This is a genomic window from Pseudomonas sp. S34, assembly GCF_009866745.1.
Lineage (GTDB): Bacteria > Pseudomonadota > Gammaproteobacteria > Pseudomonadales > Pseudomonadaceae > Aquipseudomonas > Aquipseudomonas jessenii.
Genome location: NZ_CP019398.1, coordinates 4,210,015 through 4,230,863 on the forward strand (window position 1 = coordinate 4,210,015; position 20,849 = coordinate 4,230,863).

At 61.8% G+C, this 20,849-nt stretch carries 20 protein-coding genes and 1 pseudogene; 12 read left to right on the top strand and 9 right to left on the bottom strand.

The genetic code is table 11. The features are described 5' to 3' along the window. Nucleotides 1-226: 226 nt before the first annotated feature. Both PspS34_RS18740 and PspS34_RS18745 read right to left on the bottom strand, forming a co-directional pair. On the bottom strand, nucleotides 227-1,105 hold the full coding sequence (locus tag PspS34_RS18740; protein WP_154947788.1) for an SDR family NAD(P)-dependent oxidoreductase: 879 nt from the start codon (nucleotides 1,103-1,105) through the stop codon (nucleotides 227-229). Then, the gene (locus tag PspS34_RS18745; RefSeq protein ID WP_154947789.1) at nucleotides 1,102-2,844 is read right to left on the bottom strand and encodes an FAD-dependent oxidoreductase; all 1,743 of its coding nucleotides are present in this window, start codon (nucleotides 2,842-2,844) and stop codon (nucleotides 1,102-1,104) included. The genes PspS34_RS18740 and PspS34_RS18745 overlap by 4 nt, the downstream gene beginning before the upstream one ends. A 326-nt stretch (nucleotides 2,845-3,170) precedes the next feature. Between PspS34_RS18745 and PspS34_RS18750 the strand changes: the two genes are divergently transcribed. The 3 genes from PspS34_RS18750 to PspS34_RS18760 all read left to right on the top strand — a co-directional run bounded on the left by PspS34_RS18750 (nucleotide 3,171) and on the right by PspS34_RS18760 (nucleotide 7,148). Then, nucleotides 3,171-4,688: a DUF1302 family protein gene (locus PspS34_RS18750; protein ID WP_317849205.1), complete on the top strand. Its 1,518-nt coding sequence runs from the start codon at nucleotides 3,171-3,173 to the stop codon at nucleotides 4,686-4,688. A 23-nt stretch (nucleotides 4,689-4,711) separates the two neighbouring features. Further along, a complete protein-coding gene (locus PspS34_RS18755) occupies nucleotides 4,712-6,091 on the top strand; it encodes a DUF1329 domain-containing protein (RefSeq protein WP_057714060.1) in 1,380 nt (459 codons plus the stop codon). 79 nt (nucleotides 6,092-6,170) lie between these two features. Continuing rightward, entirely contained in the window at nucleotides 6,171-7,148 is a 978-nt protein-coding gene (locus PspS34_RS18760; RefSeq protein WP_154947791.1) for a 5'/3'-nucleotidase SurE, read from the top strand. A gap of 329 nt (nucleotides 7,149-7,477) precedes the next feature. On the opposite strand, the gene PspS34_RS18765 is transcribed toward PspS34_RS18760, so the two are convergent. From PspS34_RS18765 to PspS34_RS18775, 3 genes are read right to left on the bottom strand one after another with little or no spacing between them, the layout of a single operon-like run. After that, nucleotides 7,478-8,593: a 3,4-dihydroxy-2-butanone-4-phosphate synthase gene (locus PspS34_RS18765; protein WP_154947792.1), complete on the bottom strand. Its 1,116-nt coding sequence runs from the start codon at nucleotides 8,591-8,593 to the stop codon at nucleotides 7,478-7,480. Continuing rightward, entirely contained in the window at nucleotides 8,590-9,516 is a 927-nt protein-coding gene (locus PspS34_RS18770; protein ID WP_154947793.1) for an alpha/beta hydrolase, read from the bottom strand. Before PspS34_RS18770 ends, PspS34_RS18765 begins: the two co-directional genes overlap by 4 nt. Further along, on the bottom strand, nucleotides 9,503-10,342 hold the full coding sequence (locus tag PspS34_RS18775) for an SDR family NAD(P)-dependent oxidoreductase (RefSeq protein WP_154947794.1): 840 nt from the start codon (nucleotides 10,340-10,342) through the stop codon (nucleotides 9,503-9,505). Before PspS34_RS18775 ends, PspS34_RS18770 begins: the two co-directional genes overlap by 14 nt. A 146-nt stretch (nucleotides 10,343-10,488) precedes the next feature. On the opposite strand from PspS34_RS18775, the gene PspS34_RS18780 reads away from it, so the two are divergent. From PspS34_RS18780 to PspS34_RS28330, 4 genes are all read left to right on the top strand, one after another. Further along, complete coding sequence (locus PspS34_RS18780) at nucleotides 10,489-11,532, top strand: Rieske 2Fe-2S domain-containing protein (protein ID WP_154947795.1); 1,044 nt, start codon at nucleotides 10,489-10,491, stop codon at nucleotides 11,530-11,532. Nucleotides 11,533-11,668: 136 nt separating this feature from the next. Next, the gene (locus PspS34_RS18785; RefSeq protein WP_057714053.1) at nucleotides 11,669-12,799 is read left to right on the top strand and encodes a LuxR C-terminal-related transcriptional regulator; all 1,131 of its coding nucleotides are present in this window, start codon (nucleotides 11,669-11,671) and stop codon (nucleotides 12,797-12,799) included. Nucleotides 12,800-12,886: 87 nt separating this feature from the next. Then, nucleotides 12,887-13,435 carry an ADP compounds hydrolase NudE gene (gene nudE, locus PspS34_RS18790; protein WP_159390275.1) on the top strand — a complete coding sequence of 183 codons (549 nt, stop codon included), beginning with the start codon at nucleotides 12,887-12,889 and terminating at the stop codon, nucleotides 13,433-13,435. A 213-nt stretch (nucleotides 13,436-13,648) separates the two neighbouring features. Beyond that, nucleotides 13,649-13,816 carry a hypothetical protein gene (locus tag PspS34_RS28330; protein WP_167362873.1) on the top strand — a complete coding sequence of 56 codons (168 nt, stop codon included), beginning with the start codon at nucleotides 13,649-13,651 and terminating at the stop codon, nucleotides 13,814-13,816. Between the two features lie 62 nt (nucleotides 13,817-13,878). On the opposite strand, the gene dmpG is transcribed toward PspS34_RS28330, so the two are convergent. From dmpG to PspS34_RS18810, 4 genes are read right to left on the bottom strand one after another with little or no spacing between them, the layout of a single operon-like run. Then, nucleotides 13,879-14,913: a 4-hydroxy-2-oxovalerate aldolase gene (dmpG, locus tag PspS34_RS18795; protein WP_154861407.1), complete on the bottom strand. Its 1,035-nt coding sequence runs from the start codon at nucleotides 14,911-14,913 to the stop codon at nucleotides 13,879-13,881. A 13-nt stretch (nucleotides 14,914-14,926) separates the two neighbouring features. Then, complete coding sequence (locus tag PspS34_RS18800) at nucleotides 14,927-15,835, bottom strand: acetaldehyde dehydrogenase (acetylating) (RefSeq protein WP_090456759.1); 909 nt, start codon at nucleotides 15,833-15,835, stop codon at nucleotides 14,927-14,929. A gap of 19 nt (nucleotides 15,836-15,854) precedes the next feature. After that, on the bottom strand, nucleotides 15,855-16,646 hold the full coding sequence (locus tag PspS34_RS18805; protein WP_057714049.1) for a fumarylacetoacetate hydrolase family protein: 792 nt from the start codon (nucleotides 16,644-16,646) through the stop codon (nucleotides 15,855-15,857). After that, entirely contained in the window at nucleotides 16,643-17,470 is an 828-nt protein-coding gene (locus PspS34_RS18810) for an alpha/beta fold hydrolase (protein ID WP_150814211.1), read from the bottom strand. The genes PspS34_RS18805 and PspS34_RS18810 overlap by 4 nt, the downstream gene beginning before the upstream one ends. Nucleotides 17,471-17,581: 111 nt before the next feature. Here PspS34_RS18810 and PspS34_RS28905 point away from each other — a divergent pair. The 5 genes and pseudogenes from PspS34_RS28905 to PspS34_RS18825 form a co-directional block, all read left to right on the top strand. Next, nucleotides 17,582-17,700 (top strand): annotated as a pseudogene (locus PspS34_RS28905) (outer membrane lipoprotein carrier protein LolA); the annotation flags it as partial. 47 nt (nucleotides 17,701-17,747) lie between these two features. Further along, a complete protein-coding gene (locus tag PspS34_RS18815; RefSeq protein WP_090456762.1) occupies nucleotides 17,748-18,524 on the top strand; it encodes an SDR family oxidoreductase in 777 nt (258 codons plus the stop codon). A 13-nt stretch (nucleotides 18,525-18,537) separates the two neighbouring features. After that, nucleotides 18,538-19,032, top strand: a complete 495-nt coding sequence (locus tag PspS34_RS18820; protein WP_150814212.1) for an SRPBCC family protein — start codon at nucleotides 18,538-18,540, stop codon at nucleotides 19,030-19,032. Between the two features lie 484 nt (nucleotides 19,033-19,516). After that, nucleotides 19,517-19,822 (top strand): IS3 family transposase, encoded by a 306-nt coding sequence (locus tag PspS34_RS28690; RefSeq protein WP_008047186.1) that lies wholly within the window; start codon nucleotides 19,517-19,519, stop codon nucleotides 19,820-19,822. After that, nucleotides 19,819-20,655, top strand: coding sequence for an IS3 family transposase (locus PspS34_RS18825; protein ID WP_223509062.1), 837 nt, complete (start codon nucleotides 19,819-19,821; stop codon nucleotides 20,653-20,655). Before PspS34_RS28690 ends, PspS34_RS18825 begins: the two co-directional genes overlap by 4 nt. The last annotated feature ends 194 nt before the right edge of the window (nucleotides 20,656-20,849 follow it).

A 20,849-nucleotide genomic window follows, 5' to 3' on the forward strand; every position in this document is an offset into this window, starting at 1 on the left:
GCGATGGTGTGTCAGTCGACATCAATGCAACTGATAGACCATCGCGAGCAGGCTCGCTCCTACAGTGTTCGGGGATGTACACAAATTTCGCGTCCGACACAGCTCAACTGTGGGAGCGGGCTTGCTCGCGAAGGGGTCATCAGCCTCAACATTATTGTTGACTGACATACCGCTTTCGCGAGCAAGCCCGCTCCCACAGGGTTTTGTGTTTTTACCTGGTACCGAGTTAAACCACCCGCGCCGGATGCTGCTGGCGCGGGTCGCCGAGCATGGCGCGGTGGGACGGCGGCTGGCGGCCTTCGGCTTCGCTGATGCCGTAGCCAGGGGCGATTTCGGCGGTGATCAGGGTCTGCCCGGACAACGCCATCAACTGCGGATCATTGAGCAAGGCATGAATCACCCGCCCGTTGAATTGCGGGGTTTCGGCGTGGGCCAGAAACGCCTGGTACTGCTCGCCATGCTGTTCGCCGGCAATCTTCGTACGTTCGGTCAGTTGCGGGCCGAGCCACAGCGACAATGCCGCCACGCCCTGCCCTTCGAAATCGATCGCCATGTCCGCCGCCAGCTTGTCGACGCCGGCCTTTTGCGCGCCGTACGCCGGGCCATGCATGTAGCACCCGGCACCGAACGACGAAGTGAAGCAAATCAGCCCTTGTGCACTTTTGAGCAACAGCGGCGCGGCGTAGAAGCTGGCGATGTAGGCCGAGCGCAGACCGACGTCGAGAATGCGCACCAGGTCCAGCGATTTAGCCCAGAACGGTCCTGGCTCGATCAACTGGTCATGGATGAACGCGGCGTTGTTCACCAGCAGATCCAGATACCCGCACTCATTTTCCACACGGGTAAACAGCGCCTGAACCTGCGCGTCATCGGCGTGATCACAGACCACCGCGATACCGCGCCCACCGGCGTCGGTGATCGCGGCGGCGGTGTCCTCCAGCGAGCCGCGCAAGGCATGCCCGTACAAATTCGACCCGCCCTTTGCCGGGGCGCGACCGGTGACATACACCGTCATGCCCGCCGCTCCAAGGGCCAGGGCAATGCCCTGCCCGACTCCGCGACTGGCGCCGGTCACTACGGCGATCTGTGGACGCTGGTTGTTCATTCGACACTCCCGAACAAGGTTTTCGCCGAAGCGGTTTCGCTCTGGCGCTTGATGTGATTGGCGGCCAGGTAACCGAAGGTCATGGCCGGGCCGATGGTCGAACCGGCACCCGGATAGGTGCGGCCCATCATCGAGGCGGCGCTGTTGCCGATGGCGTACAGACCGTTGATCGGTTCGCCGTCTTCATGCAACACGCGGGCGTGCACGTCGGTCAGCAGGCCACCCTTGGTGCCGATGTCGCCGGCGTCGATGCGCACGGCGTAGAACGGCCCTTTGAGCAACGGCGCCAGGCACGGATTGGGTTGCACGTTTGGGTCGCCGTAGTAGCGATCGAACAGTGATTCGCCCTTGTGGAAATCCTCGTCGACGCCCTGCACGGCCATGCCGTTGAAACGCTGCACGGTGCGCATCAGCCCGCCAGCGTCGACGCCGATTTTCATCGCCAGTTCTTCCAGGCTCGACGCCTTGTGGAAGTAATCACGCAAATGCTCGGGCAATTGCCAATCGCGCTGGGCATAGCCCGGCAGCAAGGCGCCGCACGGGTATTTGCGGCGGAACTCGGCGTCGAACACCATCCAGCACGGCACGCTCGCGGCACCTTCGCGGTTGTTGGCGTACATCGCGTAAACGATATCGGTATAGGGCGCGGCTTCGTTGACGAAACGCTCCCCCGCCGCGTTGACCATCACGCACCCCGGCAAGGTGCGTTCAACGAACAGCGCCCGCTGTTTTTCTTCACCCTTGACGTAAGTGGTAGGCGCCCACCAGCTGTGCTCCATCAACGCGGTCCGAGCACCGATGGCCTGGCCGGCGCGAATACCGTCGCCGGTATTGTTGGGTGGCGTGGCACTCCAGTTGGCCCGGGACGGCTGCGGCAGGTACTGCTCGCGCATCGCCTGGTTACGCTCGAAACCACCGGCGGCGATGATCACCCCGTAGCGCGCCTTGACGTTGAGCAACTGACCGTTGCGATTGACCCGTGCCCCGCCGACCCGGTCGCCGACCAGCAGCAGCTCTTCGAATGCACAGTTGAGCCACAGCGACTTGCCGCGATCCTGCAACGAACAGCGCAAGGCACCGATCAAGGCATTGCCCAGGGTCAGGAAACGGTCGCGACGGGATAAACGCCGCCCCTCGCGATCACGCCAATAGCGCCACATCACCCGCAGGGTCAGGCGCAACCAGCCGGGGCCACGGCACAGCAGCACTTGCGCCTCTTTCATGGTCATCGCCATGCGCCCCATCATCAGGGTGCCGGGGGACGGTGCGCGCATGCGCAAAAATTCTTCGCCGAGTTCGGCGGCATCGAACGGTTGCGGATCCATCGAACGATAGCCCGGTTTTCCGCCCTCGACTTCCGGGTAGTAATCGGCGTAGCGCGGTTGCGCCTCGAAGCGCACGCGGGTGTGTTGTTCCAGGTACTCGACCATCTCCCGGCCGTGTTCGACATAGGCTTCGATGCGCCCATCGTCGATCTCGCCATGGGTCACGGCGCGGATGTAGGCAATCGCTTCGGCCGCCGAATCACTGCCGCCGATGGCGTTGATCCGGTGATTGTTGGGGATCCAGATGCCGCCGCCGGACACCGCCGAGGTGCCGCCGTACTCGCCGCTCTTTTCGATCAGCAACGTATTCAGGCCCAGGTCGTGGGCGCGCAGCGCTGCGGTCATGCCCCCGGCTCCCGAGCCAATCACCAACACATCACAGCACTCGTCCCATTTGATCCCGGCAGCGTTCATGCGATCACCCTTGTTCAGCGCCCATCAGGCAGAAACCGCCACCGCCGGATCTTCGCCCGGTGCAGTCGGTCTCGGGATTGTTCGCCCCGTGCGCCGGGTGTTCATCGTCCGATAAGACTAAGGCCGGGACTGCGCCCGCCCCGTACAAATCGCTTAGTCCGCTTGGACGATGTTGCGCGCAAGTCGTGACTCCATAGTCGCCCACAGCACCAATCACTCCCCTGAAATGCAGGTCGGGCAGGTCTGACCTGGGCCATGAGGACGACATGATAAAAACAATAATCGCCCCACCAACACAGCACCCTCGCACACAGCTTGTTCTATTGATGCTGGCTGGTGGACTTAGCGCTCACGTTAACGCCATGAGCTTTCAGCCAAGCGAAGACTTGAGCATCGACTGGGACACCACACTGACCTACAGCCTCGCCTGGCGGACCGAGTCTCGCGATCACAAGCTGACCGCCAATGCCAACGGCAACGACGGCGACAACGCGTTCGACAAAGGCAGCCTGATCAACAACCGCAGCGGCTTTCTCACCGAAGCCAACATCAAGTGGCAAGACGACTACGGCGTGTTCGTCCGGGCGACGGGCTTCTACGACAACGTCTACGATCAGGACAACGACAACACCACCGGCACTTCCAACTGCTTCGCCGGCGGCCATTGCGGCAAGCCCGACCGTTTCTCCCAGGACACCATCGACCAGCACCGCAATGAATTGCGCATGCTCGATTACTACGCCTATGGCACCTGGGATGTGAGCGGCCATGCCCTCAACGCGCGCCTGGGTAATCAGGTGGTGAGCTGGGGTGAAAGTCTGTTCTATCCGGGTATTTCCGCGGCCCAGAGCCCGGTGGACGCGACCAAGGCGACCACCCCGGGCGTCGAGGTCAAGGAAATCCTGCTGCCGGTCGGCCAACTGTTCACCCAGTTCGCCCTGACCGAAAGCCTGGGTATCCAGGCCTACTACCAATACAAGTGGGAGAAAACCGAGCTGTTCGGCGTGGGTAGTTACTTCTCCACCACCGACTTCATCGACGAGGGCGGCTTCAACGACGCTTCCGGTTTCGTCACCCGCCTCAAGGACGACAAGCCGAGCGACAGCGGCCAGTACGGTGTGGCCTTCACCTACGCCGCCGAGTCACTGAACAACACCGAGTTCGGCCTCTTCTACTCGCGCTATCACGACAAGACGCCGTCGCTGGACTTTGCGACGAACCTGGGCCGCTACCAGGTGCGCTACTTCGACAACATCGACCTGTTCGGTGCGAGTTTCGCCACGGTGCTGGGCGATGTCAGCTGGGCCGGTGAAGTCAGCTACCGAGACGGCACGCCAGTGATGGTCGACAACGGTTTCTCCAGCCCCGTGCGCGGCAAGACCATACAAGCGCAAACGTCGATGATCTACGTGCTCGGCCCGACCTCCTTCGCCGACAACACCAGCCTGACCGGCGAGCTGGTCTACAACACCGTGGTCAGCAACGACGAGTCGCAGCCAGTGACCCTGGCCCCTGGTTTCGCGCTGCCGGGCACCGACAGCCTGGTCTATGACCGCGATGCCTGGGGCTACACGGTGCAGGCGAACTTTGACTACAACGACGTGTTCAGCGGATGGGACATGTCGGTGCCTGTCACCTTCAGCGCCGCCGCCCACGGCGACAGCTCGATGGTCGGCTCGATCAACGCCGGCCAGAACGATAACCGCGCCAGCATCGGCAGCTCGTGGCGCTACCTGGGCAACTTCACCGTCGAGGCCCGCTACAACGCCTACCTCGGCAGCGCCAACAACAGCCCGTTGGCCGACCGCGACAACGTCGCGCTCAACTTCAAGTACCGGTTCTGATTCCCCTGTCGGAGGAGCACAGCATGTCCAGATTCACCCAAACATTATTGAGCACTGCGCTGACCGTCGGCCTGCTCGGCAGTGGCCTGGCCTACGCCAAGGTCAGCCCCGAAGAAGCCGCCCGCCTGGGCCAGGACCTGACCCCGATGGGCGCCGAAAAAGCCGGCAACGCCGACGGCAGCATCCCGGCCTGGTCCGGCAAATGGCGCGGCCTGCCGCCAGGACTCAAATACGCCGGCCCCGGCACGCCGTACCCGGACCCGTACGCCGCGGAAAAACCGCTGTTCGTGATCGATTCGAAGAATATGGACAAGTACGCCGACAACCTGACCGATGGCCAGAAGGCGCTGTTCAAGCGATACCCGGATACCTTCAAGATCCCGGTCTACCCGAGCCACCGCGACTTCCGCCTTGATCAGCGCCTGGAAGACCAGATCAAGAAAAACGCCGTCACTGCCGAACTCGAGAATGACAACAACGACACCAAAAACGCCTGGGGTGCCTCGCCGTTCCCGATCCCGAAGAACGGCAGCGAGTTGATGTTCAACCATACCTTGCAGGGGCGCGCCAACACTGAAGAGGCCAACTACGGCCAGGCGGTGGTGTACTCCAACAAGGAAAAGGTGCTGGAAGAGGTCAACTACAAGATCTTCTCGATCTGGTCGAGCCCGGACAAAACCCTGGAGGCCGCGAACGGTGTATCCACCCACTTCCTGCTCACCACCCTGGAACCGGTGCGCAAGAAAGGCGAGATCGTGGTCGGTCACGAGTTCATCAATCCGACCGCCTCCCCGCGCCAGGCCTGGCAATACAGCCCGGGCCAACGCCGGGTTCGTCGCGCACCGACCGTGGGTTATGACTCGCCGACCGGCGCGGGAGGTTTTCGCGTGTACGACGAAGACCGCTTGTTCAACGGTGCGCCAGACCGCTACAACTGGACCATCGTCGGTAAGAAGGAAATCTACATTCCGTACCACAACTACAAGATCGACGACCCGAGCGTAACGGCCGACCAGATCCTGGACACCACCGGCCACGTCGATCCGCAGTACATGCGCTACGAGAAACATCGCGTCTGGGTGTTGCAGGCCAACCTCAAGGAAGGTGCCCGCCACGTATACGCCAAGCGCGTGCTGTACCTGGACGAGGACACCTGGTCCGCGACCATGGCCGACAACTACGACAGCCGTGGCCAGTTGTGGCGCACCAACATGCAGACCTCGATCTACGCCTATGAGATGCAGCGCTACCACGCTCGTCTCGGCATCTACCACGACCTGATCGCCGGCTCTTACCTGGTTGACCGCATGCTGATCGATCAAAAGCCGGCCAAGCTCAACGCCACCGCCTTCACTGAAGACGAATTCACCCCTGGCAACCTGCGCAAACTCGGCACCCGCTAAACTCACCGCGCCCCGACCGAATCATTCGGTCGGGGCGTTGTGCTTTGTAAAATCCGCTGCGCCCACGGAAGACTTCGCCATGAAAAAACTCCTCACCGGCATCATCGCCATGGCCAGCGTTGGCCTGTCGATGCAAGCCAACGCCCTGAACATCCTGCTGACCAACGACGATGGCTGCCGCGCGCCCGGCATCGATGCGATGTACCGGGCGCTGACCGCCGCCGGGCACAAGGTCACCCTGGTCGGCCCGTTGAACGACAGCAGCGGCATCAGCGCCGCCAGCGTGGTCGTACCCGGCCAGGCCCTGGCGGTGACCGAACTGGCGCCAGGCAAATTTTGCGTCGGGCCGCCGCAGGACTACACCCCGCCCGCCGGCAAGACCTCCGCCATCGGCACGCCGGTGGATGCGGTCAACGTCGGCCTCGACGTGATCCTCAAGGATTCGCCGCCAGACCTGGTGGTGTCAGGCAGCAACTTCGGCGAAAACGTCGGCCCGCTGACGCAGATGTCCGGCACCCTCAACGCCGCCGTTCGCGCGATGTTCAAGGGAATTCCGGCGGTGGCGGTGTCCACGGGTATCGACATGGACCTGATCATCCGCGACCAGCAGGCCGGCTACCGCAAGACCCTCGGCGCCATGGACGACACGGCGCGCTTTGCCGTGAAGGTCATCGAACAGGCGGGCCTGGCCGGTACAGACGCCAAGCAGGCCTGTGCCAGGAACAAACATCAGTGTGATTTGAACGTGCTCGGACTGCCGGGTGTCAGCGGCCTGAACCTCAACTACCCGCCCCTCAAACCCGATGAAATCAAAGGCGTGAGCTTTGCGCCGATCGGCAATTGGGATCGGGTCAACTTCACCTCCCAGCGCGGCGCCGACGGCGTGGTCCACGTCAACCTGGCTGCCCCCTCGATACCGACCCAAGCCCAGCAACAGGCCGATGCCTATCAACTGTGGCAAGGCCACGCGGTGATCACCGTGATCGACGGCAACATGACCGCGCCAGAGGCGGTGCAAGATCAGGCGAAGAAAATGTTGCGGGGTGTGAAGCCTTAAGCGTCATCGTCTGAAACACCGCCATCGCGAGCAGGCTCGCTCCTACAGGTTCTGTGGCTGTACGCAAAATCTGCGAACTACCCAGATCATTGTGGGAGCGGGCTTGCTCGCGAAGAGGCCGGCACATACAACATCAATGTCACCTGACACTCCGCCTTCGCGAGCAAGCCCGCTCCCACAGGTTCAGTGGCTGTACGCAAAGTCCACAAACCACCGAAATTTCTGTAGGAGTGAGCCTGCTCGCGATGAGGCCGGCACTTTCGACATCAATGTCGCCAGACACTCCGACTTCGCGAGCAGGCTCGCTCCCACAGGTTTAGGTGTTGGCTTCAGACTGCCGGCTGAAACGGCACAAACTCCGTCACTTCCAGATCAAACCCGGACACGGCGGTGTACGGCACCGGCGAACTCATCAGGCGCATTTTGCGTACGTTCTGGTCGCGCAGGATCTGCGCGCCGATGCCCAAAGTCCGTTGCGGAAACTGTGGCGCCCGGTGCTTGCCGCCGCTGCGCTGACGCAGTTGCTCAAGCACGCCCTCGGCAGATTCCTTTTGCGCCAGCAGCACCAGCACACCGCTACCGGCCGCCGCGATACTGGCCAGCGAACGCTCCAGCGTCCACTGTTGCGGCCCGCCTTCGCCTTCACACCCCAGCACGTCACGCAACGTCTCGATGCTTTGCACCCGCACCAGCACCGGTTGCGTGCTGTCGATCCGGCCCTTGACCAGCGCCAGGTGCAGCGAGCCCTGGTAGGTGTCCTGATAGGTGGTCACCTGGAACTCACCGTGGCGGGTATGCAGCGGATACTCGCCGCCGCGCTCGATTGTGCCTTCATGCAGAATGCGGTAGTGAATCAGGTCGGCAATGGTGCCGATCCGCAAGCCATGACGTTGGGCGAACTCATGCAATTCGGCACCACGGGCCAGTTCGCCGTCCTCGTTGAGAATGCCCACCAGGGTTGCCGCCGGTTGCAGCCCCGCCAGACGTGTCAGGTCGCAAGCGGCCTCGACATGTCCGGCCCGCTGCATCACGCCACCGGGCAAGGCTTGCACCGGGAAGATATGCCCCGGTTGCACCAGGTCCGTCGGAACGCTGGCCGGGTCGACCGCCACCTGGATCGACCGCGCCCGGTCCGCCGCCGAGATACCCGTGGACACCCCGGTGGCGGCTTCGATCGAGCGGGTAAAACCCACGCCATGTTGCGCCCGGGAGTTGGGCACCATCAGGTCCAGGCCCAGCGCGCGACAGCGCTGCTCGGTCAGGGCCAGGCAAATCAGCCCGCGTGCCTGCACCGCCATGAAGGTGACGGCTTCGGCCCCGGCCTGTTCGGCGGCCATCAGCAACGAGCCTTCGCCGTTGTGTTCGTCGTCGGTGATCACCACCATCCGACCGGCGCCGATGGCCTCGATCAGTTGCGGTACCGTGTTGAAAGCCAGGCCGTTCATTGGAGCGCCCCGCGCAGGTCGGCCGCCGCATCAGTCAGGGCATGTGCCGCCCCTTCAACAAACGGCGCCATGCTGATAAAACCATGGATCATGCCGTCGCAACGCTGTACGCGCACAGGCACGCCGGCCTCGCGCAGACATTCGGCCATTGCCTCGCCCTCATCGCGCAACGGGTCGAATTCGGCAGTCATCAGGGTCGTTGGCGGCAATCCCGCCAGGCTCTCGGCACGCAACGGCGAGGCCAATGGGTCATCCGCCTGCCCGACGTCTTGCAAATACTGCTGCCAGAACCAGCGCATCATTGCGGCGGAAAGCAGGTAGCTCTCGGCAAAGTCTTCGAAGGACTGAGAGTCGCAACCCGCATCGGTGACCGGGTAAAACAGGCACTGATAGCTGATCTTCGGCCCTTGGCGTCGTGCCGCCAACTGACTGACCGCCAGCGCCAGATTGCCCCCGGCGCTGTCTCCGGCCACAGCCAGCCGGCTGCCATCGACGCGCAGTTCAGCCGCGTGCTCGACCAGCCAGCAGGTGGCCGCATAACAATCGAGAGGCGCAGCGGGGAACTTGCTTTCCGGCGCCAGTCGGTAGGCGACCGACACCACCACCGCTTCGGTCTGGCGGGCCAGCGAGCGACAGAGATTGTCGTGGGTATCGAGGTTGCCCATGACAAACCCGCCACCATGGAAAAACACCAGCAACGGCAGGTCGGGTTCTTCCGATGGCCGGTACAGCCGTGCGTCCAGTTCCCCGTCCGCGCCGGCCACCCGCAAGTCGCGCACTTCGCTCATCGGATCGCCGGGGATGGCCGGCAGCAGGTTGTCGGAGAACTGCCGGTACTGAGCGGCATCGACCTGGCTGAAATCGGGCTCGGGGATGTCGCGAAATTGCTGGAGCACCCCAGCGATCTGCTTATCGAGCGGCATGGGCATCGTCCTCTACGTCGGCCATTTGAAACTGCGGATTGGTCTCGCCCAGGATGCTTTGTACCCGGCGCTCAAGGGCCGGCTTGAAACCCTTGTGGGGCAGGATCCAGAAGCGTTTTTGCGCGATGGCGGCGAACACTTGCGCGGCCAGTTCCGCCGGGGTCATGCCCTGGCGAATGGTGCTGTCGAGCAGTTGGCTGAAGTCGGACCCGGCAGTGTCCACCACCTGGTTCGACGCCATGATTTCACTGGCCACCGGCCCCGGGCACAGCACCGAAACCGATACCGGCGCACCGATCATGGCGAGTTCGTAATGCAGGGTTTCCGAGAGCGCGACCACCGCCTGCTTGGTCACGTTGTACGGCGCCATCAGCGGACTGCTGACCAGCCCGGCAAGGGACGCGGTGTTGATCACATGAGCTGCCCTGCCCTGACTGAGCAGCAACGGCACAAAGGTGCGAATGCCGTTGATAACGCCGTTGAGGTTGACGTCCAGCATGCGCTGCCATTGCGCCTCGGTGATTTCCCAGCTGAAGCCGGTTTGCATCACCCCGGCGTTATTGAACAGCAGGTCGACCCCGCCAAAGTGCTCGACAGCCCGGTCACGCAAGCGCTCGACCTGTTTCACATCCCCGACATCGGTGACGCAGGCAATCGCTTGCACACCGCCGGCCTTCAATTCGTCGCACAGGGCTTGCAGGCCCGCTGCATCCCGATCCGCCAGCACCAGACGCATGCCCAGTGTCGCCGCGTGTTCGGCCAGGCCACGGCCAATACCACTGGCGGCCCCGGTAATCACCGCTACCGGCCCTTGTTCATTACTCATCGCCAACTCCTGCCATGGGTCCAATGGCGCCAGTAGAGCGGGCCTACTTAAAGCAGCCATCGTCCATTCAGACGATGCCCGCTTTTACAGGGGCGGCAGAATCCGTTACATGCGCCAACCCCGTGATCCCTTGGGAGAATAATAAGATGAGTACCCTGCACCGCATCGAAGCCAAACTGCTGGAAGACCGCTACGCCCGCGGCTGGCATTGCCTGGGCCTGGCCGCGCAATACCGCGACGGCAAGGCCCATCGCCTGGAGGTGTTCGGCACCCGTCTGGTGGCGTTCCAGGGTGAAGACGGCGAGCTGCATATTCTTGATGGCTACTGCCCGCACATGGGCGCCGACCTGAGCACCGGTTGCGTTGAAGGCAACTCGATCCGCTGCCCGTTCCACGCCTGGCGTTGGGGCGCCGATGGCGTGTGCGATGACATCCCCTACGCCAAGCGCATCCCGCCACGGGCCAAGATCAAAAGCTGGCCGATCATGGAAGAGAACCAGTTGCTGTTCGTCTGGAATGACCCCGAAGGCAACCCCCCGCTGCCGGAACAACGCATTCCGCGCATCGACGCCTGCTACAGCGACGAATGGGCGGCGTGGGAAGTCGCTGAGCTGCAGATTGACACCAACTGCCGCGAACTGATCGACAACATCGCCGATATGGCGCACTTCGGCACCGTCCATGGCGCACCGGTCGACGAGTTCATCAACATTTTCCAGGGCCACCTGGCCACCCAGATCATGCGCGCCCGCAGTGAGCGCCTGTCCGGTGACAGCGTGCTGACCACCGAAGCCACCTATTTCGGCCCGGCCTATCAGATCACCGAGATGAACGGTGCCATGAACGGCCAGTCGATCCACTCGATCCTGCTCAACTGCCATGTGCCGGTCGACCTCGACAGTTTCACCCTGCGCTACGGCGTGCTGGTGAAGAAGATCCCGGGCTTGAGCGAAGAGCAGAACCAGGCGATGGCCAAGGCCTACGTGGCGCAGGCGCAGGCAGCCTTCTACGAAGACGTGGCCATCTGGCACAGCAAGACCCGCGTCGATAACCCGCTGTTGTGTGACGGCGACGGTCCGGTCTATCAGCTGCGCCGTTGGTACGAGCAGTTCTACACCGACGTCGAGGCGCTGTCGGCGGACGTTGCCGAACACAAGAAGTTTGTCGTGCGCGCCAGCGAACGGGTCTGACGCCAGCGGCTTTTCGCCCGCCATGGGCCTGTTCGGCAGCCGCCGGTCAGGCCCTGAGCCCGAGCGTTGCAAGGAGTCGATACCGGCGCTTATTCTCGGCCACCGCCAACGCTAATAATAAAAACGGTTTTTCCCTATGCAGCAGAGCCTCAGCCTCGATACGTTCAGTGATTTGATCGGCAACCTCTATCAGGGTCCGCTGGAAACCATTCCCTGGGCTACTTTTCTCAATCAGCTCAATGTGCATCTGAACAGCAAGTACGTGACCTTCATCCTGCGTCCGCCCAGCGCCCACGTGGACGGCTTGATGGTCAACACCACCGGCACCTCGACCGAGGCGACCGCGTCGTACAACAAACACTTTTTCAGCCTCGATCCGTTTGTCGACCTGCCCAACCGCCAGGTGGTGACCCTCGCCGAGTTCGTCTCCAACGACGACTGGCAGAATTCCGAGTTCTACAAGAACTTCCTTGAACCGGTGGACGTGTTCCACATCCTCGGTGCCGACATCAACACCGTCGACGGCGCCCAGTGCCGCATTCGCATCAGTCGCGGGCGTGACGACAAGCCGTTCGGCAATGAAGAAAAGGCCATGCTCACGCATTTCATTGCGCACCTGGAACGTTCGATCAAGATCCACATGCAGCTCAACCGCATCGAAGCCGAACGCAATCTGTACGCCGGCGCGGTGAACCAGATGGCGGTCGGCACGATCATCCTCGATGAGGCCGGCAAGGTACTGCAGACCAACCAGGTCGCCGACCGGCTGATCCAGGAAAAGGACGGCATCAAACTGGTCAACGATGGCCTGCAGGTCGGTACGGCCCGGGACACCCAGGAGTTCCGTCGCCTGGTCAAGCAGTCGCTGCTGTCGCAAAAAAGCAGCAACCCCTCGGTGGTCGAAGCCCTGCGCGTGCAACGGCCGTCCGGCAAAGCGGACCTGGGGATCATCGTGCGCTCGGTGCCATTGACCGACTGGAGCGAAGGCAAGCAGTGCCCGACCGTGGTGATTTTCATCAGCGACCCGGAACAACAATCCACCGCACCGCAGGAAATCGTTCGCGCGCTGTTCGACTTCACCCCGGCGGAAACCCAGCTGGCGATGTTGCTGGCCAACGGCTTGACCCTCGACGAAGCCTCGGAGGAGCTGGGCATCAGCCGCAACACCTCGCGGGCACACCTGCGCTCGACCTTCTCCAAGACCGGCGTGACCCGCCAGACCATGCTAGTGCGCCTGATCCTGCGCAGCGTGGCGACCCTCGGCTAGCCCTCATTGCCGCCCTCGTCCGCTTGGACGATGGCGGCACCCGTTGCACAGCGCACAGTGTCTTTATCCCAAACAGGGGACTGCCCCATGCGCAACTGCCCAACCATCCTCAAGACTGAACTGCTGGCGCAAAGCGGCCACTTTCAGATCGAAGCCCTGCACCTGCAATTCAGCAACGGCCAGCAGCGGGTCTACGAACGCCTGCGCGGCACCGGTTATCGCTCGGTGATGCTGGTGGCGATGCCCGATCCAGAGCATGTGCTGCTGGTGCGCGAATACGCGGTCGGTGTGGAAAAAACCATTCTCGGCCTGCCCAAGGGCGGCGCCGAGCCCAATGAAGACTACTTGCAGGCGGCGCAGCGCGAGCTGAGCGAAGAAGTCGGAATGCGCGCCGAACGCCTCACTGAACTGGGCGAGCTGACCCTGGCACCGGGGCACTTGTGCCACCGCTACCGAGTCGTACTGGCCGAACAACTGAGCACCTGCCAACTCGAAGGCGACGAACCCGAACCCCTGGAATGCCTGCGGGTACCGCTGGCGCAAATCCCCGAACTGGTGGCCCGCGGTGAACTCCACGAGGCCAGGGCGATTGCGGCGCTGTTCATGGCAATAGGCGCCCTCGCCCGACGGGTCTGACACCATACAATACCTGTGGGAGCGGGCTTGCTCGCGAAGAGGCCGGCACAGCCGACATCTCCATCGCCTGACACTCCGCTTTCGCGAGCAAGCCCGCTCCCACAGGGGGGTTGCGCAGCTCTCAAGTCATCAACTAGTCCATTCGGACGAGGCGACTCCCGCGCCACCGCCATAACCTGTCTCTACAACAATAAAACCGTGTCGAGACTCATCATGCGCAAAACGACTTGTGCTCTGTTCATCATCCTCTGTGCGGGTGCTTCCACCAGTCTGTGCCAGCTGTTCAAGAACGAAGCCTACCGACCGACCACGGCTTACTTCAGCTGTTCGAGCTCGGCCATCAACTGCTACCCGCCCGTGGTGCGCAATCTGCTGCCTTGAGCACGGTTTCCACCGGCCATAAAAAAACCACCGGATCGGTGGTTTTTTCGTTGCCGCATTAATCAGGTCGGCAGTACACCCCTGGCCCGCGACAGGGTCAGCGCCAGGTCTTCGATCATGTCTTCCTGGCCACCCACGGTTCCGCGTCGGCCCAGCTCCACCAGCAGTTCGCGAGCAGCGATGCCGTACTTCTGCTCGGCACGCTTGGCGAACAACAGGAACGAGCTGTAGACCCCGGCGTAACCGAGTGTCAGTGCGTCCCGGTCGAGGCGGATCGGCTGGTCCATCATCGGCACCACCAGGTCTTCGGCCACGTCCATGATCTTGTACAGGTCGACGCCACTGTTGACGCCCATGCGCTCCAGCACCGCGACGAACACTTCCAGCGGCGTATTGCCCGCCCCCGCGCCAAGACCCGCGACCGAGCCGTCGATCCGTGCAGCACCGGCCTCGATGGCAGCCAGGGAGTTGGCGATGGCCATGCCCATGTTGTGGTGGCCGTGGAAACCGACTTCGGTCCCGGCGTTCAGTCCCGCACGCAGGGCCCCGATCTTTTGCGTCACTTCATCGGGCAGCATGTAGCCGGCCGAGTCAGTGCAATAGATGCAATTGGCGCCGTAGCTTTCCATCAACCGCGCCTGCTCCAGCAGTTTTTCCGGGCTGACCATGTGCGCCATCATCAGGAAGCCAACGGTGTCCAGGCCCATCTTCGCCGACATGCCGATGTGCTGGCCGGACACGTCCGCCTCGGTGCAGTGGGTGGCGACGCGAATGGTCGACACGCCGTGTTCGTGGGCCATTTTCAGGTGGTCGAGGGTACCGATCCCCGGCAACAACAGGGCCGAAACCTTGGCCTGTTTCATCTTCGGAATCACCGCAGAGAAGTATTCCTCGTCGCTGTGGGCCGGGAAACCGTAGTTCAGCGAAGCACCGCCCAGGCCATCGCCGTGGGTGATTTCGATCAGCGGCACACCGGCCGCATCGAGACCGGTGGCCACCGAGACCATTTGTTCGATACTGATCTGGTGCTGTTTGGCGTGCATGCCGTCGCGCAGACTCATGTCATGCAGACGGACGCTCTTATCTTGCAAATTCATAGCGATTCTCCACTCAACGGGCAGGCAATTGCAGGGTGCCCTTGTGGGCTTCTTCGGCGAACATCTCGGCCGTGCGCAAACCGGCGGCGGTCATGATGTCGAGGTTGCCGGCGGACTTGGGCAGGAAATCGCCGAGGCCTTCGACCTCGATGAAAATCGACACCTTGCGCCCGTCGAACACCGGCCCGTTGATCAGCTTGTAGCCGGGCACATAGCGCTGCACTTCACGGACCATCTCCAGCACCGAGGTGCGGATTGCATCCTGGTTCGGCTCGTCATCGGTCAGGCAATGGATGGTGTCGCGCATCATCAGCGGCGGCTCGGCCGGGTTGATCACGATGATCGCCTTGCCGCGTCGGGCGCCGCCGATCTTCTCCACCGCACCAGCGGTGGTGCGGGTGAACTCGTCGATGTTCTGCCGCGTGCCCGGGCCCACCGAACCGGAAGAGACCGTGGCGACGATTTCGCCGTAGCTCACCGGCTGCACCCGCGACACCGCCGCCACCATCGGGATGGTCGCCTGGCCACCGCAGGTGACCATGTTGACGTTCATCGCCAGGCTCGACGCGTGCTCCTTGAGGTTGACCGGCGGCACGCAGTACGGACCGATGGCCGCCGGCGTGAGGTCGATCATGATCACCCCGAGTTCGTTGAGCTTGCGGCTGTTTTCCGCATGCACGTAGGCCGAGGTGGCATCGAAGGCAATGCGAATGTCATCGTCGAGGACGTGAGGCAGCAAGCCATCGACACCGCCGGCGGTGGTTTTGATGCCCATTTCCCGAGCACGTTTCAGGCCTTCGGATTCAGGGTCGACACCAACCATCCACACCGGCTCGATCCATTGCGATCGGCACATTTTCATCAGCAGATCGGTGCCGATGTTGCCCGGGCCGATAATGGCCGCTCTGAGTTTTTTGCTCATGGGGGTCAAACTCCAAAAGTCAGGCGCAGAAAGACACCCGGGCACTGCCCAGGCCATCAATGGTCAGTTCAAAACGGTCGCCGGCACGGGCCGGTTCCAGCGGTACCAGCGAGCCGGACAGGATGATTTCCCCGGCCTTGAACGGAATGCCGAAGGCGCCCAGGGTATTGGCCAGCCAGGCCACCGCCGTCAACGGGTTGCCCTGCACCGCCGAACCCAGGCCTTCACTCAGGGGCTCTGCGTTTTTGAACACGCGCATGCGCAAGTTCGGCAGGTCCAGTTCGCGCGGATCCACCTTGCTGTCGCCCAACACAAACACTCCGCAAGAAGCGTTGTCAGCGACCGTGTCCTGGATGCGGATGCGCCAGTCGTGAATCCGTGAGTCGACGATCTCGAAACACGGCATCACGTATTCGGTGGCGGCCAGCACGTCGGCTTCGGTGATGCCGGGGCCGACCAGGTCATGCTTGAGCTTGAAGGCGATCTCGCCCTCGGCACGGGGCTGTATCAGTTTGTTGGCGGACAGGGAAATTTGCGCATCGTCATCGAACGACATCTGCCGCGTGATGAAGCCGAAATCCGGCTGATGCACGTTAAGCATTTGCTGCACCGCCGCCGAGGTCACGCCGATTTTCTTGCCGACGATCTGGTCACCGGCAGCCACCCGACGCTCAATGGCGTACAGGGAAATGTGATAGGCGTCTTCGATGCTGATCGACGGCCAGCGCTCTGTCAGCGGCGCCAGGGTGGAGCCGCTGAGCAGCGCCTGATAAAGCTCTTCGCCGAACTCACGGCGCAATTGCACGCTCATCCACGGGCCTCCTGAAAAAACGCCAGGCACTGGCGGTTGAAAAAGTCACGGTGCTCGACCTGGACCCAATGCCCGCACTCGCTGAGCATCACGAAACGTATTTGGGTGCAGTGTTCAAGCATGGTCTGGGCACCGGAGGACGGGCAGAACTTGTCGTTCATGCCCCAGAAACCGAGGATCGGGCACTGCAATTCAGCCAGGCGCGACGTCATGTTCGGCACCTGCATGGTCGACAGCACGCACACCGGTTGCTGCTGAACCACGGCGACGCGCTCGTTCACCGTTTCGTCGCTGATCAGGGTTTCGTCGAACAGTTGCAAGGCCAGCAGGCGACGCATGCCCGCCGCATCGTTCAGCTCACCCTTGGCGAAAGCCGCGCCCATTTTCTGGATGCCTTCCATCTGCAGGTAATACTGTTCTTTTTCCATCAGGCCACCGGGCGCCATCAGCACCAGACGACCGATACGTTGCGGTTGGTCGAGGGCCAGTTTGATCGCGATCGCGCCGCCCAGGGAGTTGCCGACCAGCACGCAACGCTGGATGTCGAGGGCATCGAGCAAACCGCTGAGGGCGGCGACAAAAAAGTCCAGGGTGTAGAGGGTGTCCGGCTTGTCTGAAGCGCCGTAGCCGGGCAAATCCGGGACGATCACCCGGTAACCGGCTTCGGCGAACACCGGGTAGTTCTGCTTGAAGTTGCTGTGACCGCTGGCACCCGGTCCGCTGCCATGGATGAAAATCACCGGCTCGCCGTTACCGGTGTCTTTGTAGTGCAGCTGCAAACCATCCGGCAGCGTAACGAAGTGCCCTTGCGCTGAAGCGCCCATAAGGTGTCCTCCCGGCCTGTTGTTGTAGCCGGATTATTCCGAGGGCCCGGACAATCAACATCGTCCGACAGGACTACGCACCTGCACTGTGTAGGAGCGAGCTCGCTCGCGATGGTCGTCAACGATGACGCTGGATACCTGACACCCCGCGGTGCTCTCAGGTCCATCGCGAGCAGGCTCGCTCCTACAGACAATCTCTAGTCCCTTTGGACGTTGGCCTGCCGGGGTTGCAGACCTAGCATCGGTTACATTCCCGAGCGACAGAACGAGACACCCCATGCTTGATCCAATGGACTTTCGCGGCAAAGTGGTACTGGTCACCGGAGGTGGCAAAGGTGTGGGTCGCGGCATCAGCCAGCGCTTTCTGGACTGTGGCGCCGAGGTGGTGATTTGCGGTCGCGAAGCACCACAAACCTTGCCGGCCAGCGCCGGGCGCGAGGCGGTGTTCGTGGCCTGCGACCTGCGGGATGTCGAGCAGTCCGGGCGCTTGATTACGCAGATCGTCGAGCGCTTCGGCCGCCTCGATGTGCTGGTCAACAACGCCGGCGGTTCGCCGAATGCCGACGCCGCCACGGCTTCGCCGCGCTTCAGCGAGGCAATCATCCGCCTGAACCTGATTGCGCCACTGAACCTGTGCCAGCAGGCCAACCAGGTGATGCAGGCCCAGGCCGACGGTGGCGCGATCATCAACATCTGCAGCGTCAGCGCCACCCGCCCCTCCCCCGGCACCGCCGCTTATGGCGCGGCCAAGGCCGGCTTGCTCAACCTGACGACCTCGCTGGCGGTGGAATGGGCGCCCAAGGTGCGGGTCAACGCCGTGACCGCCGGGCTGATTCTCACCGAGCAGGCGGCCATGCATTATGGTGACGACGCGGGCATTGCCAGGGTGGCCGCGACCATTCCGTTGCAACGCCTGGCGACCCCGGAGGATATTGGCGATACCTGCCTGTACTTGGCATCGACATTGGCCCGTTACGTCAGCGGCGCGGACATCGCGGTGCATGGCGCGGGAGAACGCCCGGCATTTCTCGATGCGGCTCAATCCCATCCATAAGAGGACTTTCGACATGCCCGTAGCCAGCCACAGCGTTGTGCTGAACCTCACGCGACAAGCCGCCTGGACCAAACTGCGCGACCTGAGCCTTGCCCCGCACTATGTACCAGGCCTGACCGGTTGCCAGTTTCATCCAGGCGCAACGGAAGGTATCGGCGCCAGTCGCCGGGTGTTGCGCAAGGGCGGTCAGTATCTGGATGAAAGCGTGGTGCAGTGGCAGGAAGGCACGGGGTTCGTGCTGCGGTTGCACAAGGGCGGCAATGACTCGCCCTTTCCGTTTCGCCAGGCGAGTTTCAGTTATGCCTTGCAAGCCGAAGGCAACGCGACCCGCATCACTCTGCAAATGAGTTACAGCCTGCGCGGTGGCAAGCTGATTGAAGGGTTGCTGGCCAAGGCCTTCAACAAGGTCGTTCGGCAGATTGCCGAGAACCTCAAGGCCTACTACGAAACCGGCCGAACGCAGAATCCGGATATGGCTGTCAGCACATCCAATATCAATGCTGCCTGATACACCGCCATCGCGAGCAAGCTCGCTCCCACAGGGGATTGGGGTGTACTCGCAATGCCGGCGTCACCACAAAAACTGTGGGAGCGAGCTTGCTCGCGATGAGGTCGGCACATCCAACATTAATGTTGCCTGACATGCCGCCATCGCGAGCAAGCCCGCTCCCACAGGGGATTGGGGGGCTCGCAATGCCGGTGTCACCACAAAAATTGTGGGAGCGAGCTTGCTCGCGATGAGGTCGGCACATTCAACATTGATGTTGCCTGACATGCCGCCATCGCGTTCAAGCTCGCTCCCACAGGGGATTGAGGTGAACTCGCAATGCCGGCGTCACCACAAACACTGTGGGAGCGAGCTTGCTCGCGATGAGGTCGGCACATCCAACATTAATGTTGCCTGACATGCCGCCATCGCGAGCAAGCTGAACTGGCCTAATAATTCCGGACACCTCTTAAGGGCGATATGATTTCGCCAACTTGGAGGTTCCATGAACGAAAGAAAGGTCTATACCCGCGAGTTCAAGCTGCATGCTGCCAGCATGGTGCTTGATGATAACTGCCCGGTTCCAGACGTTTGTGCATCGCTGGATATCGGGCCCACCGCTTTACGGCGCTGGGTCGATCAGGTTCGCAAGGAGCGCGAGGGGCAGCCAGTTAAAGGCACTAAGGCGATTACCGAAGATCAACGCCAGATCCAGGAACTGAAGGCCAAGATCAAGCGCATGGAAATGGAAGCCGAGATCTTAAAAAAGGCTACCGCTCTCTTGATGTCGGATCCCGATCGTTTTCGATGATTGCGGAACTAAGAGAGTCGTTCCCGACTGCCATTGTGTGTCGTGTTTTCGATGTGAAGCGCAGCAGCTTTTATGAGTGGCTTCAGCGGCGAGCCAAACCGCGGATCAGACGCGAAGAACTCAAGCTGAAAGTGGTTGAACTGCACAGCGAAAGCCGGGAAGCCATGGGTTCCAGAATGATCAGCAAGAACCTGAAGTCCCAAAACATCGCGATCGGAAGAGGCCTTGTCAGAACGCTAATGAGGGAGGCCAACATTGTCAGTAAACAACGCCAGCCTCACCCATTCAGATCCAAAGGTGTTGAAGCATTTGTCGTGCCCAATCGGCTCAAACGCAATTTTAAGCCGGCTGCAGTCGATCAGGTCTGGTGTGGCGACGTGACCAGCTTGATGGTGGGTGAGCGCTGGGTTCATCTGGCCATCGTGATCGATTTGTTTGCTCGCCGCGTCATTGGCTGGGCGTTTTCGCTGGTCAATGACGCCAACTTGGTCAGCAAGGCGCTACGCATGGCAATAGAGGTTCGAATGTGTCCTCCGGGACTGATGTTCCATTCGGATCAGGGCTGTCAGTACACCAGCCGCAAGTTTCAGGAAGAACTGAAGCGTCGAGACATATTGCAAAGCATGAGTCATCGCGGGCAGTGTTGGGACAACGCTCCAACAGAGCGATTTTTTGGCACGCTGAAATCAGAATGGGTGCCTCGTAGTGGCTACAGCAAGATCGAGGAAGCAAAAACCGATATGGTGCGCTTCTTCATGTACTACAACCGCACGAGGCTCCACAGCTACAACAACTATCTGTCGCCAATAGCCATGGAGCAAAAGGCGGCATAAGCACCGTAACCGGTGTCCGGGATTACTTGACCGGTTCAAGCTCGCTCCCACAGGGGATTGGGGTGTACTCGCAATGCCGGCGTCACCACAAAAACTGTGGGAGCGAGCTTGCTCGCGATGAGGTCGGCACATTCAACATTGATGTTGCCTGACATGCCGTCATCGCAAGCAAGCTCGCTCCTACAGGAGCCACC

Coding starts and splice junctions, on each gene's coding strand:
- PspS34_RS18820 (WP_150814212.1), top strand. CDS start 18,538: ATGCCCGTAGCCAGCCACAGCGTTGTGCTGAACCTCACGCGACAAGCC.
- PspS34_RS18825 (WP_223509062.1), top strand. CDS start 19,819: ATGATTGCGGAACTAAGAGAGTCGTTCCCGACTGCCATTGTGTGTCGT.
- PspS34_RS28330 (WP_167362873.1), top strand. CDS start 13,649: ATGCGCAAAACGACTTGTGCTCTGTTCATCATCCTCTGTGCGGGTGCT.
- PspS34_RS18750 (WP_317849205.1), top strand. CDS start 3,171: ATGCTGGCTGGTGGACTTAGCGCTCACGTTAACGCCATGAGCTTTCAG.
- PspS34_RS18810 (WP_150814211.1), bottom strand. CDS start 17,470: ATGGGCGCTTCAGCGCAAGGGCACTTCGTTACGCTGCCGGATGGTTTG.
- PspS34_RS18815 (WP_090456762.1), top strand. CDS start 17,748: ATGCTTGATCCAATGGACTTTCGCGGCAAAGTGGTACTGGTCACCGGA.
- PspS34_RS28690 (WP_008047186.1), top strand. CDS start 19,517: ATGAACGAAAGAAAGGTCTATACCCGCGAGTTCAAGCTGCATGCTGCC.
- nudE (WP_159390275.1), top strand. CDS start 12,887: ATGCGCAACTGCCCAACCATCCTCAAGACTGAACTGCTGGCGCAAAGC.
- dmpG (WP_154861407.1), bottom strand. CDS start 14,913: ATGAATTTGCAAGATAAGAGCGTCCGTCTGCATGACATGAGTCTGCGC.
- PspS34_RS18755 (WP_057714060.1), top strand. CDS start 4,712: ATGTCCAGATTCACCCAAACATTATTGAGCACTGCGCTGACCGTCGGC.
- PspS34_RS18765 (WP_154947792.1), bottom strand. CDS start 8,593: ATGAACGGCCTGGCTTTCAACACGGTACCGCAACTGATCGAGGCCATC.
- PspS34_RS18780 (WP_154947795.1), top strand. CDS start 10,489: ATGAGTACCCTGCACCGCATCGAAGCCAAACTGCTGGAAGACCGCTAC.
- PspS34_RS18800 (WP_090456759.1), bottom strand. CDS start 15,835: ATGAGCAAAAAACTCAGAGCGGCCATTATCGGCCCGGGCAACATCGGC.
- PspS34_RS18745 (WP_154947789.1), bottom strand. CDS start 2,844: ATGAACGCTGCCGGGATCAAATGGGACGAGTGCTGTGATGTGTTGGTG.
- PspS34_RS18785 (WP_057714053.1), top strand. CDS start 11,669: ATGCAGCAGAGCCTCAGCCTCGATACGTTCAGTGATTTGATCGGCAAC.
- PspS34_RS18740 (WP_154947788.1), bottom strand. CDS start 1,105: ATGAACAACCAGCGTCCACAGATCGCCGTAGTGACCGGCGCCAGTCGC.
- PspS34_RS18805 (WP_057714049.1), bottom strand. CDS start 16,646: ATGAGCGTGCAATTGCGCCGTGAGTTCGGCGAAGAGCTTTATCAGGCG.
- PspS34_RS18760 (WP_154947791.1), top strand. CDS start 6,171: ATGAAAAAACTCCTCACCGGCATCATCGCCATGGCCAGCGTTGGCCTG.
- PspS34_RS18770 (WP_154947793.1), bottom strand. CDS start 9,516: ATGCCGCTCGATAAGCAGATCGCTGGGGTGCTCCAGCAATTTCGCGAC.
- PspS34_RS18775 (WP_154947794.1), bottom strand. CDS start 10,342: ATGAGTAATGAACAAGGGCCGGTAGCGGTGATTACCGGGGCCGCCAGT.